Raw genomic sequence first — 12,739 nt, forward strand, 5'->3', positions numbered from 1 at the left:
GCGCTCAGTCGGCGTGCAGGCGTCCGAAACGACGCACGGCGATCCAGAGGGCGCCCAGGGTCAGGGCCACCAGATAGGCCACTTGGAGCAGTTGGGCGACACCGACCCGCCCGACGCAGAACGCCCTGACCAGTTCGTTGGACGCGTACAGGGGCGAGAGCTCGACCAGGTGACCGATGGCCGGCGGGTAAGCCGACGTGGGGAAGAACGTGCCGCTCGCGAGGAAGAGCACCAGCGTGCCGAAGCGGACCGGGTCGAGATCCTGCCAGTTGCGCATCACCGTGGCGATCGCGACGCCGATGGCCGCGAAGGCGAATCCCACCACCAACGCGGCCGGTACGGCGAGTGCGGCCCAGGGGGATCTGAGGCCGCCGCACACGCCGATGATCACCAACATCACTACCGCGTAGACCACACCCCGGAGCTGCGCCCAGACGATCTCTCCGGCGACTATGCCCTTGATGTTCATCGGCGCCGACAGGAGCTGCTTGTAGAGGCGTCGGTAGCGCAGCTTCCAGAAGAAGTTCACTGTCGAGTCGTACAGGGCGCCGTTCATGGCGGATGTCGCGATGAGGGCCGGGGCGAAGTAGACGAGGTACGGCACCGTCTCGCCGCCCACCTCCACCGGCCCGAGCAGCGAACCGAGACCTAGTCCGATGGAGAGCAGGAACAGGACCGGTTCGATCATGCCCGACAGCAGGACCGACCAGGTCTTCCGGGCGACCAAAAAGTTCCGCTCGACTACCGCGCTGACATCCGTGAGAATTGCCGACTTCATAGGGTCAATCGCCTCTTGAACATCCGCTCGGCCGCGACAGTGCCGAGCAGCAGGTAGCACCCGAGGACCAACAGGTGCAGCAGCGCCGGCCGGAGGTCCGCGTGGCCCGTCATCAACTGCCGGCAGAGTTCCGCCCCGTTCCAGAGCGGCGTGACGGAGATCAGCCACTGCAGCACGGTGGGGAAGACGCTGACCGGGTAGAAGATCCCGGAGAACAGGAACAGCGGCGTCACGACAAGGCGCGTGAGAGTCGTCAGGCTCGCGTCCCGCGTGATCGCGGCCGAGAACGCGAGGATGGGCGCGGCACACGACATGCCGGTGAGCACCGCCACGAAGAGCGCGACCACCGCCCACCACGAGGTGACGATCCCGAGGGCGCCCAGCACCGCCAGGAAGATCGCACAGTTGATGGCGACACGCAGCGCGATGAAGGCCAGGTGTCCCGCGTACGCTCCGCGGTAGCCGACCGGTGAGGACGCCATGCCGTGATACGTGCGGTCCATCCGCATCGCGGTGGCTACCGGGTACGCCGACACTTCGGCCGCGGTCTGCAGCGCCCAGCCGGCCAGCAGACCCGGGGCGACGAACACGACGTAGTCAACCCGCTGGGTGTGGGCCTGGACCTGCAGATCGAAGCTCGCGCCGAGGCCGAGCCCGAGCGTCGCCAGGTAGAGCAGCGGCGCGAGAATCGAGCTGGTGAGCGTACCTCGCCAGGTGCGGCGGTACTGGAGCAGCCAGTGTTCGCAGGCGACAAGGATCGAGGGCATCGTCACCCCAGCAGGCTCCGGCCGCTGAGCCTTAGGAAGACGTCTTCCAGCGAGCCACGCCGGACCAGGCAGGCCCGGGGGTCGACGCCGAGGTCGATCACCGCGCGCAGGGCGAGATCACCGTCGTCGACGTGGAGCAACAGCCGGTTGGGCAGCTGCTCCATCCGATTGCTGATCTTGCCGACCAGCTCCGCTAGCGCGGACACGTCCGCTGCGCCGCTCGCGCGGATCTCCACGACGTCCTTCGACGCATAGCGCGTGACGAGCTCCTGCGGAGCGCCCTCGTCCCGGAGGCTCCCCCGATCCATGAGCAGAATCCGGTCGCACAGCTGCTCGGCCTCGTCCATGAAGTGGGTCGTCAGGATCAACGTGACGCCACGAGTCTTCAGCATCGCCAGCCGGTCCCAGAGCACGTGCCGCGCCTGCGGGTCCAGGCCGGTCGTCGGCTCGTCGAGCAACAGGACTTCCGGCTTGCTGACCAGGGCACGGGCGATACTCAGTCGCCGCTTCATCCCTCCGGAGAGGGTCTCTACGCGGGAGTCCGCACGATCGGACAGCTTGGCGAACTCCAGCAGCTCGGCGCTGTTCTCGCGGATCACCGCACGGGGCATCCCGAAATATCTGCCGTAGATGTAAATGTTCTCGGCGACGGTCAGCTCCGAGTCGAGGATGTCTTCCTGATGCACGATGCCCAGCCGCCGCCGGATGTCGCGGCTCTGCTTCGCGGCATCCAGCCCGAAAATGCGCAGCGAGCCGGCCGACGGGAGGGAGACACAGCTCAGCATGCGCATGAGCGATGTCTTGCCGGCACCGTTGGGGCCCAGGATCCCGACGGACTCACCGGCCCAGATCTCCAGGTCCACCCCGTCGACGGCAGCCGGGCCGCCGTAGGACTTGGTGAGGCCCCGGGCATGCACAACCGGTGCCGGCTGCCCCCAGGACAGCGCCTGCGTCATCTCGTCTCCCCGTGAATGATGCTCCCGCCAGGTCCGGTCCGCTTCGCCGGTCGTCCGACGGCGTCAGCGGATCAGGCCGGCTTCGTCGGGCTGAATCTTCATGGCGTCCTCCGCCCAGCGGACGACCCGCTCCATCTCGGGCCGCAACCCGTCGTAGGTGGGGGTGGTCAGCGTGACGTCTCCGATGGTGTCGAACCAGCTCGTGGGAAGGGGGATCGTCGCGCCGGGGACCAGCCACTCCGGCAGGACGAACTTGAGCACCGAGGGGAGTTCGCAGCGGTCGGGCAGCGTCACCACCCTGCCCGCGCGGTACGGCAGGCCGAATCCGGCCACCGGCCGGATGTGTTCCTCTCCGACGAAGCCCAACTGCTCCGGCTTCATGCCGGCGGCGAGCCCGAGGCACAGCTTGTCGGGGAGGAGACCGGTCGCCGCACCCGCATTTGTCATGGTGAAGTGCCCGCCGGCGCGCGCGGCGATCTCGTTGAGCTGGAGCCTGCCGTTCACGTCGCCCCACACCTCGGCGTGGAACGCGGAAGTCCGGGCGTTGGGCAGGGCCGCCACGACCGCCTCGACGAACTCCACCAGACCACGGCCGACGGCCGAAGCCGGGTCGAGCATGACGGAACCGAAGGAGCCGACGTGCTCGCCCACAGCGCGCCCGGTCCCGAAGCCGTAGTACTGCGACGGGATGAGGTAGAGGAACTTCCCGTCATGGCGCACTCCGTCGACGTGGTACATCACCGAACCCGCCATCGGCTCGGCGACGCTGTGCGCGGGCACATCGGCGGAGAGCCGGCCGAAACAGTCCGACGCTGCCTGCCGCGCGCCTGATTCGTCGTAGACGAAAGCCGCGGTCTCGCCGGCCCAGGCGGACCGGGACTTGAGGACGAGGGGATATCCCAGCTCGTCGACGGCATTCCAGAAGTCGACCGCGTCGTCGACGCGGTACGAGGGCCAGACGTCGAGACCGGCGGCGGCCACCCGCCGCTTCATCTCCAGCTTGTCGCGGTACGCCCGTGCGCTCTCGACGTCCTGGCCCTCGATACCGAATTTCTCCCGGATACGCGCGGCTCGTACGACGTCCCCCTCCCGCGGGGCGAACAGGAGGTCGTACGAGGAGTTCCGGAGCAGTTCCATGGCCCGTCGCTCGACGGCGCCGGGCGTGAAGTAGTCGGGCACCTCCTCGAGGAGTTCGACCTCCTCCGGAACCCCACCCGCCAACCTGTCCCGCACACCCTCCCTGGTCAGCACGGTCAGGCTGAGATCACCGTGTCGTCGGGCGACATCGGCGTAGTCAGCGATCATGGCGGCATTGACGTCCAACGACAGGGCGCATTCCAGGACGAGGACCCGCACCGGGCTTCCTCCAAGACGATGGCGAGATGGCTGCGCGGCCCGGCACGCCGAGCAGCGCTCTTCATTCCAGCACGCCCGGACAGCGGCCAGTAGTGACGTTTTCTTGGGGCAGACATAAGTACGGCTTTACGGCCGATCCGCCCGAAGCGGCGTCCCCAACTGGTCGCCCGCGGGCTCCGCCTCTTCCGACCGACTCCCCGCCGACGGCCGTCGAGCGGCCACGCAGAAGATTTTTTCTTTGCGGCCGGTTTCACCATCCAAGACGGCGCAGCAGAGCGGCGGTGACCGGACGATGCAGGCGTATATGCTCCCGCCATGGATCGTCCCGTGAACGTGGGTATGCTCGGTTGCGGCAACGTCGGAGCGGCTTTCGCCGAATTTCTCCTGGGTCGGGCTCCCGATATCCAGGAAATCAGCGGCATCGATCTGATACTCAAGCGCATCGCCGTACGGGACGCGGGGAAGAAGCGCTCGGGCCTGCTGACCCCGCTCATCACCGACGACGTGCGGGCGATCACCGACGCCGATGACATCGACGTGGTGGTCGAGGTGATGAGCGGCATCGAGCCCGCCCGCACGTACGTGCTCGCCGCGCTTCGCGCCGGCAAGCCGGTCGTCACCGCCAACAAGGAACTGATCGCCAAGCACGGCCCGGAGCTGTACTCCACGGCCGACGCCAGCGGCGTAGATCTCTTCTTCGAGACTGCCGCCGTCGCGTCCGTGCCGATCCTGCGCGTACTCCGGGAATCGTTCCTCGGCGAGGACATCACAAGCGTGCTCGGCATTGTCAACGGCACGTCCAACTACATGCTGACGCGCATGTCCGAAGAGGGGCTCGGCTACGCCGAGGCCCTGCGCCAGGCACAGGAGGAGGGCTACGCCGAGCCCGACCCCACGAACGACGTGACGGGCGCGGACTCCGCGTCGAAGCTGGCCATCCTCGCCTCGCTCGCCTTCAAACGCGCGATCGCCGTCGACGACGTCGAGCGCGAGGGTATCGACAAGCTCGATCGCGACGACTTCGACATCGCGGCGCGTTTCGGATACGTGATCAAATCGATCGCCAAGGCCGAGGTCTTCGGGGCGGCCGGCTCCGGCGAGCGCGAAATCGGCGTCCAGGTCTTCCCTGCCCTGGTGGACAAGAACCATCCCCTCGCCAACGTGCGCCACACGTACAACGCGGTGTTCCTCAAGGGCGGCGCGGCCGGCGACCAGATGTTCTACGGTCACGGCGCCGGACGGTTGCCCTCCGCGTCCGCTCTGCTCGGCGATCTGGTCACCGCAGCGGACCACCTGCGACGCGGCACCCACCGGAGGGTTCCGCTCGGCAGTTCCGCGGTGCTGCGACCGACCGAACGGCTGGCGCACCCCCACTACCTCAAGTTGGAGGTCACCGACGCGCCGGGCGTCCTGTCCGAGGTGTCGGGGGTGTTGGGCCGCCACCAGGTGTCCATCCGCTCCATCACCCAGGAGGATCGTGCCTCGAAGGCGCGCGTCGTCTTCATCACGCACCGTGCCGAGGAAGGCGCGATGAGGCAGGCCGTGGCGGAACTGTGCAGTCTCGACAGCGTCCTCGGCGTCGGCGGCATCCTCCGCATCGTGGAGGCGTGAGCTGTGCCCCGCTCAGAGAGTGGGGCACAGCGACCAGGCGTCAGGACCGGGGGATGCCCGGCGGGTTGACCTCCGACTTCGGTAGGGCCTCCGCCTGGAGCCCCCACCTCTTGAGCACCTCGGTGTAGGTACCGTCGGCCATGACGACGTTGAGCGCCTTGGCGACGGGCTCGATCAGGCCGTTCTCCTTGCGCACGGTGGCACCGATCCGCCCCTCCAGACCATCGCCACTGCTGGAGAACGTGCCGATCACCTTGGTCTTGCCGCTCGCGGCGGCGTGGTAGGCACCCGCCGGACCGGGGCCGAGGTAGGCGTCGACCCGGCCGGAACCGAGCGCCAGGTAGTAGTCGGCGGGATTCTGGAAGTTCTTCACGGTGACCGGATCGAGGTTCTTCGCGCGGTTCTGCCGGTCCCACGTCCGCAGGAGCTGTTCCTGGTTGGTACCGGCGGTCACCGCGATGGTCCGGCCGGCGACGTCGTTCGGGCCGCGCACGGTCCAGTCCGCGTCCCGGGACGCCTCGAAGGCGACCTCGTCGGCCCGGTAGGTGGCGAAGTCGTACTTATCCTTGCGTTCCTCGGTCACCGTCACGTTGGTCATGGCGAGTTCGTACTTGCCGCTGTCCAGGCCGATGAAGATGTTCTCCCACGACACGGTGTGGAAGCGCGGCTTCAGGCCAAGCACGTCCGCGACCAGGGTCGCCAGATCGGGCTCCACACCAATCACCGTCTGGTTGTCGGTGGCGTAGAAGCTCAGTGGCGGCTCGGTGCCGGCGAGGTTGACGATGTCCAGGAACCCGTCCTCGCGGACCGCCTCAGGCACCGAGTCGGCGATGGCCGCGATGCGCTGGGCGTGCAGTCTGTCCTGGCTCGGGGACAGGTTCATCTGGGTGCCGTCGGCAGCCTTCGCCGGGGGCGCGGTCTTCTCGGACTCGGGGTTCGCACAGCCGGTCACCATTAGGGCGAGGCAACAGGAGAGGGCGGTGAGGGCTGCGGCGACGCGCCCTGACGGGTGTCTCATTCGCGGGTCCTGACGTGGGTGTCGGATGGTACGGGTCATGGGGGGTGGAGCGGTCAAAGGACCTTGGCGAGGAACGCCTGGGTGCGTGCGTGGCGAGGAGCGTCGAGGAGTTGCTCGGGCGGACCCGCCTCGACGACGACACCGCCGTCCAGGAAGATCACCGTGTCGGCGATCTCGCGGGCGAAGCCCAGTTCATGCGTGGCCACCACCATCGTCGTGCCGTCCCGGGCGAGGTCCTTGATCACCGTCAGCACCTCGTTCACCAGCTCCGGGTCGAGCGCCGAGGTGGGTTCGTCGAAGAGGAGGAGGACCGGCTCCAGGGCGAGGGCCCGGGCGATGGCGACGCGCTGCTGCTGCCCGCCCGACAGCTGACGCGGATAGGCCCCACCCCGGTCGGCGAGACCCACGCGGGCAAGCAGCCGGGCGGCCCGTTCCCGGGCCCGGGCGGGCGGCACGCCCAGCGCGCCCACGGGGGCCTCGATGATGTTCTCGGTCACCGTCAGATGCGGGAACAGGTTGAAGTTCTGGAAGACGAAGCCGATCCGGGTACGCTGCCGCAGCAGCTCCCGGTCCCGGAGCGCGACCAGGACGCGGCGGTGCCTGCGGTAGCCCATCAGCTCGCCGTCGACCAGGACGTGTCCCCGGTCGGGGGCCTCGAGGTGGTTGATGGCGCGCAACAGGGTCGACTTGCCCGCGCCGGACGGGCCGATCACCGCCGCGCTCTCGCCGCGCCGTAGTCGGAGGTCCACACCACGCAGCACCTCCGTCCCGCCGAACGCCTTGTGCACGCCGCGTACGTCCAGGGCCGGGGTCTCGTCCTTCACGCGGCGGCCCGCCCGTCGCCGTCGGAGCCGACCCAGGCGAAACGGCGCTCCACCCGGTGCTGCACAAGGGTCAACACGGTGGTGAGCGCGAGGTACCACACAGTGGCGACCATCAGCAGCGGTACGACACGACCGTTGCGTCCATACAGGATCTGGACGCGGTAGAAGAGTTCACCGATCGCCATCACCGACACCAGCGACGTGGACTTCAGCAGGGAGACGATCTCGTTGACGGCGTTCGGCAGGATCGCGCGCATCGCCTGCGGCAACAGGATCCGGCGCCACTGGCGCAGCCGCGGGATGCCCAGGGCTTCCGCCGCCGCCATCTGCCCGGGGTCGACGGAGGCCACCCCTCCGCGGATGATCTCCGCGGCGTACGCGGACTGATGGAGCGTCAGCCCGATGACGGCGGCGGCCATCGTGCCGATGAGATGCAGCGTGTCGACGGACACGAGGACCGGGCCGAACGGGATGCCCAGACCGATCCGGCGGTAGAGGTAGGCCAGGTTGAACCAGAAGAGCAGTTGCACCATGAGCGGGACCGAACGCAGCGCCCAGACGTACGTCCCGGCCACACCGCGCAGCATCCGGCTGCGGGACAGCCTCATCGCCCCGATGAGGCTGCCGAGCGCGAACCCCAGGACCCCGGACACGAGCACCAGTTGGACGGTGACCCACACCGCCGAGACCACTGTCTCGCTCAGCAGGTAGTCGAAGAAGGTCCCCCACTCCCAGGCCGGGTTGGTCACCAGGCCGTGCCCGAACTGAGCCGCGAGCACCAGGCCGACCGCACCGGCCACCCATCGCCACGGTCGGGGCGCAGGTACGCGCGGCAGCGCGTCCAGGTCGTCCGGCCCGTCCGGAAGGTTCGCTCGCCGCGCCTCGGCCAGCGTCGCGCCGGGCCGGCGAGGCCATCGTGCACCGAGATCCAATGGGACTCCTCGTGGTAGTGCGGGGCGGATCACCCGCGGTCGGCCCGGCGCGTACCTGATGCGGTCAGGCCGAGGAGCAGATCGGTGACGAGGTCGGGGCGGCTGAGCACGGGGCAGTGCCCCACCGGCCACTCGTGGCGCTCGGCGCACCGCGCGGCCATCGCGCGCTGCACCGCCGGGTCCAGGGCCCGGTCGGCCGCACAGACGACGTAGCTGGACGGGGTCTCACGCCAGGCGTGGCGCGTCGGACGGGCCCGGCCGTACCCGGGGCCCTGCGGACGCAGCCAGGACACGGCGCTCGCCGCGAGGTCGTCGGCGCAGTCGTGGTAGAGCACCTCCACGGCCCGGTCGGGCAGCAGCCGGGTGGTGCCGTCGGGGCTCTCCGTCACGGCCGCCGCGAGCCGGGTGCTGGTACCGCCCACGTCGGCGGTCGACTCCCCCACGTCGAGCGCGAATCCGGCGACGTACACGAGATGGGCCACCCCGCGCAGCCCGGTCGCCACCGAACCGCCGTAGGAGTGGCCGAGGACCACGGGCGGCTCGGGCAGCGTGTCGACGAGCCGCTGGACGTGGACGGTGTCGGCGGCGAGCGAGCCGCGCTGGAGCCGCGGCGTGTGGACGGGGATCCGGTGGCGCCGCAGCGCGGCGCGCAGCGGCCCGAAATGGCGCGGGGTGTGCCAGCGCCCCGGCAGCAGGACGACGGGAGTCATCCGCTCGGCCGCTCCGCGAACCGCTGCCGCAGTAGCCCGCCGAAGGTCAGCAGCACCGCGTCCGTGTCGGCGAGTCCGTGCAGGACCACGTCGGCGCCGGCCGCCGTCAGCCCTCCCGCGTCTGCCGGGTGGCACGCCACTCCCACCGCCCGGACCCCGTGCTCTCTGGCCACGGCCATGTCGCGGGGGGTGTCCCCGACGATGATGACTCGAGCCGGCGGGCAGTCGACGCCGAGGGCACGCCGGGCCCGCTCCCGAGCCGGCGGCAGCAACGCGGCCCGCTCCTCGGCCTCGTCGCCGTACGCCCCGATGGCCAGGTCCAGATACCGGTCGAGGCCGAACGCGCGCAGCTTTGCCGCAGCCGACCGGCGGGTGTTGCCGGTGAGCACGGTCTGTCGGACGCCGGGGCAGCCGGCGAGCGCGGTGAGCGCTCGGGCAGCGCCCGGCATGGCCCGTCCCGCTGCCGTCAGCTCCTCCCCCAGCCGATCCAGTTCGTCGTCGACCGCGTCGAGCAGTCGCCGCACGAGGGCATCGGCTGTGCACGGCCGGTGCCTGGCGAGCGCCCGCACCGCGATGTGCCGTGCGGTGGCTCCCGCGATGTCGGAAACGCGGCCGAGCGGCTGGCCGGTGATCCGTCGGAACGCCCGGTCGTACGCACCCCTGGTGACGAGGGAACAGTCGACCAGGGTGCGGTCGATGTCCCACAGGAGCAGGGCCGCGGGCGGAGGCGGGTTGTCCACCGAGGCGTCAGGCCCAGGTGACGGCGTAGTCGAGCAGGTCGTCCCGGAAGCCGAGGCAGAACTCCACAGTGACGAGTTCCCCGGCGCTGACCGGGGTGACCCGGTGGTACCGGTCCGGGTTGAAGAGGATCACGTCACCGTCGCGGGGGACGTACCGGTCGGCCCGCGTTCCCGCCACCACGTCGGTGTAGCCCGTGCCGTCGACGGTGCGGTGGGCCTCGTCGCCGGGTTCCCAGGCACGGTCGTGCACGACCAACTCACCGCCGCCCGCGGCGGCGCGTACGACCACGACGCACTGGAGGTGGTAGGCGAGGTAGGTGAGCGCGATGTTGGTGCCGTCGCCGTCGCGCATGATGTTGTGGCTGGCGAGCCCCGCGGCCGGCCCCGGAACACGGGTCCGGACCGCGGCCTCCCCGTAGGCGCCCTGACCGTCCTCGACGGCCACCTCCACCGAGCTGAGCCCGAAGGACTCCCGCAGGGCCTCCCGCGTCCGGGCCGGCAGGTCGACGCCCGAGCGCGCCAGCGCCGCGCGGGCCTGCTCGGCGCGCTCGTGGTACGACTCGATCTCGTCGAGAAAGTCGGCGACCGGAGCGTGCAGCAGCCGCGCGGTCTCCGGGACGGCGAGCAGTTCCTGGATCCGGGCCGCCTGGTCGGCGACGGATACGGCCGGGAAGAGATCGCGCAGGACGACGATGGCCGTGTCGCCGTGGGTCAGGTGGCGCAGCGACTCGAACTGTGCGTGCTCGCGCCCGGTGTCTATGACAGTGACTTCCCAGTCCTGGGCAGTCGGCATGCGCCGGTCTCCTTGTACGTCGGTCCGTGTTCACGCCGGCCCGGTGCCGGACATTCCGATGGCAGGAGACGGCGGCCCCTGCATTAACGCAGGCGAGCCGCTCATTCATCGGGATTCCGGGCGCTGTTCTGTAAATGGTGCCGCGAGCACGTGGCGTGAAAGGCGTGGTCTGGCGAACCTACACGGCACACACCCGGCGGTGTCAATGACCGTTCCCAGCATATGAATTGTTTGATGAAAGGGACCGTGACGGCTGTTGGCGACATTTTCTTAAACCTGCTTCACCGGCTTATGCCGGAGTCGTGGCCGACCTAGTGTGAAGGCATGGCCGAGTCCTCGAATACGCGTTCCCCGCTCGCTGGCGAGACGGAGGTGCGCAGCCGCACGCTTGTCGTCACCGCGCATCCCGACGATGTCGACTACGGCGCCGCGGGCGCCGTCGCCCGGTGGGTCGCCGAGGGCGAGGACGTCCGCTACTGCGTGGTGACCGACGGGGACTCCGGTCACTCCGACCTCGCGCTGCCCAAGGCCGAGGTCGCCGCCGCACGCCGGACGGAGCAGCAGGCCGCGGCACGGGCGGTCGGCGTCCGGCACGTGGATTTCCTGGGGCTTCCGGACGGGCGGTTGACACCGTCTCCGGCCCTCCGCCGCTGCTTGACCCGGGTGCTGCGCACGCACCGTCCACACCGGGTGGTGACGCATTCACCGGTACGACAGATCGACCGGATCCGCGCCTCCCATCCGGACCATCTCGCCGTGGGCGAGGCGCTGTTCAGCGCCGTATACCCCGATGCCCGCAACCCGCGGGCGTTTCCCGAACTCGCCGCAGGCGGGCTGGATCCGTGGCGGGTCGCCGAGATCTGGGTGATGACGGGGCGCGACTCGAACACGTACGTCGACATCACCGCCACCCTCGACGCCAAGTGCGCGGCACTGCGCTGCCATGCCAGCCAGCACGCCGATCCGGAGGCGCTCGACGCCGACGTACGACGGTGGGCGGCGACCATCGCCCGCGCCGGGCGGCTTCCCGAGGGACGGTACGCGGAGTCGTTCCGGGTGGTCTCCGCGGACTAGGACCGGTCCCTGGCTCGCGGAGACCACCTACGGCCGCTACCGCCCCGTCAACGCGTAGCGGCCGACCCGCTCGAACACCTGCAGCGACGCCGCGTCGTGGTGGTTGACCACGTTGACGTCGCGGAAGCAGCGGGCGAGCCTGCTGGACTCGACCACGGAGCTGGATCCGGCTGCGGTGTAGAGGATGCCGACGGCCTCCACCGCGTTCTTGGCCGCGGTCGCCGTGGCGAGCATGATCTCCGCGGTCAGCTCGTGCGGGATGTCGGCGTCCGTCGCCGCCACGCGCCAGATGTCGGCGGTGGCCGCGTGCAGGTAGGCGCGGGCCGAGCGCACCAGGGACCTGGCCGTACCCACCTTCTCCTGCACGGTGCCGCGCTCGCTGAGGGTCAGGTCGCTGCCGCGGGCGGTCTTCTTCTGCGCCAGCTCGTGGAAGCAGCCGATGGCGTCCTCGGCGATGCCGAGGGCCAGCGCACCCAACGGCGGATTGATGAAGTGCGCCATGGAGCTCCGGTAGAGCGGGCCGTCCACGACCAGTTCGGCGCCCGGCGCGATGTGCCGGTGCTCGGGGACGAAGACGTCAGTCACCCGGAAGCCGTTGCTCCCCGAGCCACGCAGGCCGACCGCGTTCCACTCGTGGATGACCTCGCTCTCCGCGGCCCGTACGAAGAAGATGTGCGCACCACTGCTGTCGGGTTCATCCGTGACGGAGGCGGAGCAGATGAGCCAGCTCGCCTCCGCGCACCCGCTGGCCAGCCGCCACCTGCCGGTGAGCCGGTAGCCGCCGTCGACCCGGACCGCCGTGCCTGCGGTGTGCAGCGATCCCGCGACCACGGTCAGCGGGTCGCCGAAGATCTCTCTGCCGCCGGCCTCGGGCAGCCGCGCCGCGAGCAGCGCCGAGTTGGCCCCGGCCATCATGGACCAGGCCACGGAGCCGTCGTGCCGGGCGATCTCCTCCACCACGTGCAGCATCACGGCGGGTGGCACCTCGTGGCCACCGAGGGACCGGGGCACCCACAACCGGTACAGCTCGGCGTCCCGAAGCCGCGCCACCAGGTCGGGTGGCAGGTGGCCCAGGGTTTCGACGGTGTCGCGGGCCTCCTGGATGGCGGGCACCAGCCCGGCCACCCGCTCCAGCCACGGCGTGATCCCGCCGGCTTCCTCCGGCAGCGGATTCATCTGA

At 69.9% G+C, this 12,739-nt stretch carries 13 protein-coding genes; 2 read left to right on the top strand and 11 right to left on the bottom strand.

The genetic code is table 11. From position 1 onward, the window contains the following. Nucleotides 1-4: 4 nt before the first annotated feature. The 4 genes from AB0B97_RS12455 to AB0B97_RS12470 all read right to left on the bottom strand — a co-directional run bounded on the left by AB0B97_RS12455 (nt 5) and on the right by AB0B97_RS12470 (nt 3,857). Nucleotides 5-778, bottom strand: coding sequence for an ABC transporter permease (locus AB0B97_RS12455; RefSeq protein ID WP_357493110.1), 774 nt, complete (start codon nt 776-778; stop codon nt 5-7). Further along, the gene (locus AB0B97_RS12460) at nt 775-1,545 is read right to left on the bottom strand and encodes an ABC transporter permease (protein ID WP_234581252.1); all 771 of its coding nucleotides are present in this window, start codon (nt 1,543-1,545) and stop codon (nt 775-777) included. Before AB0B97_RS12460 ends, AB0B97_RS12455 begins: the two co-directional genes overlap by 4 nt. 2 nt (nt 1,546-1,547) lie before the next feature. Then, entirely contained in the window at nt 1,548-2,501 is a 954-nt protein-coding gene (locus tag AB0B97_RS12465; RefSeq protein ID WP_357493112.1) for an ABC transporter ATP-binding protein, read from the bottom strand. A 63-nt stretch (nt 2,502-2,564) separates the two neighbouring features. Further along, nucleotides 2,565-3,857: a hypothetical protein gene (locus tag AB0B97_RS12470; RefSeq protein ID WP_357493114.1), complete on the bottom strand. Its 1,293-nt coding sequence runs from the start codon at nt 3,855-3,857 to the stop codon at nt 2,565-2,567. Nucleotides 3,858-4,172: 315 nt separating this feature from the next. Between AB0B97_RS12470 and AB0B97_RS12475 the strand changes: the two genes are divergently transcribed. Beyond that, nucleotides 4,173-5,468, top strand: a complete 1,296-nt coding sequence (locus AB0B97_RS12475) for a homoserine dehydrogenase (RefSeq protein ID WP_234580912.1) — start codon at nt 4,173-4,175, stop codon at nt 5,466-5,468. A gap of 40 nt (nt 5,469-5,508) precedes the next feature. Here the strand turns inward: AB0B97_RS12475 and AB0B97_RS12480 are convergent, their stop codons facing one another. From AB0B97_RS12480 to AB0B97_RS12505, 6 genes are read right to left on the bottom strand one after another with little or no spacing between them, the layout of a single operon-like run. Then, nucleotides 5,509-6,486, bottom strand: coding sequence for an ABC transporter substrate-binding protein (locus AB0B97_RS12480; RefSeq protein ID WP_357493117.1), 978 nt, complete (start codon nt 6,484-6,486; stop codon nt 5,509-5,511). A gap of 53 nt (nt 6,487-6,539) precedes the next feature. After that, the gene (locus AB0B97_RS12485; protein WP_357493119.1) at nt 6,540-7,310 is read right to left on the bottom strand and encodes an amino acid ABC transporter ATP-binding protein; all 771 of its coding nucleotides are present in this window, start codon (nt 7,308-7,310) and stop codon (nt 6,540-6,542) included. After that, entirely contained in the window at nt 7,307-8,242 is a 936-nt protein-coding gene (locus AB0B97_RS12490) for an amino acid ABC transporter permease (RefSeq protein ID WP_357493121.1), read from the bottom strand. The genes AB0B97_RS12485 and AB0B97_RS12490 overlap by 4 nt, the downstream gene beginning before the upstream one ends. Nucleotides 8,243-8,271: 29 nt before the next feature. Further along, nucleotides 8,272-8,952, bottom strand: a complete 681-nt coding sequence (locus AB0B97_RS12495; protein WP_357493123.1) for an alpha/beta hydrolase — start codon at nt 8,950-8,952, stop codon at nt 8,272-8,274. Beyond that, the gene (locus AB0B97_RS12500; protein ID WP_357493125.1) at nt 8,949-9,692 is read right to left on the bottom strand and encodes an HAD family hydrolase; all 744 of its coding nucleotides are present in this window, start codon (nt 9,690-9,692) and stop codon (nt 8,949-8,951) included. The genes AB0B97_RS12495 and AB0B97_RS12500 overlap by 4 nt, the downstream gene beginning before the upstream one ends. 7 nt (nt 9,693-9,699) lie before the next feature. Further along, nucleotides 9,700-10,485, bottom strand: coding sequence for a hypothetical protein (locus AB0B97_RS12505; protein WP_357493127.1), 786 nt, complete (start codon nt 10,483-10,485; stop codon nt 9,700-9,702). Between the two features lie 324 nt (nt 10,486-10,809). On the opposite strand from AB0B97_RS12505, the gene AB0B97_RS12510 reads away from it, so the two are divergent. Continuing rightward, complete coding sequence (locus tag AB0B97_RS12510; RefSeq protein WP_357493129.1) at nt 10,810-11,559, top strand: PIG-L deacetylase family protein; 750 nt, start codon at nt 10,810-10,812, stop codon at nt 11,557-11,559. 36 nt (nt 11,560-11,595) lie between these two features. Here AB0B97_RS12510 and AB0B97_RS12515 read toward each other — a convergent pair whose 3' ends face one another. Then, nucleotides 11,596-12,735 (bottom strand): acyl-CoA dehydrogenase family protein, encoded by a 1,140-nt coding sequence (locus AB0B97_RS12515; RefSeq protein ID WP_357493131.1) that lies wholly within the window; start codon nt 12,733-12,735, stop codon nt 11,596-11,598. Nucleotides 12,736-12,739 lie beyond the last annotated feature (4 nt).

It is taken from the genome of Micromonospora sp. NPDC049004 (assembly GCF_040649315.1).
Taxonomy (GTDB): Bacteria; Actinomycetota; Actinomycetes; order Mycobacteriales; family Micromonosporaceae; genus Micromonospora.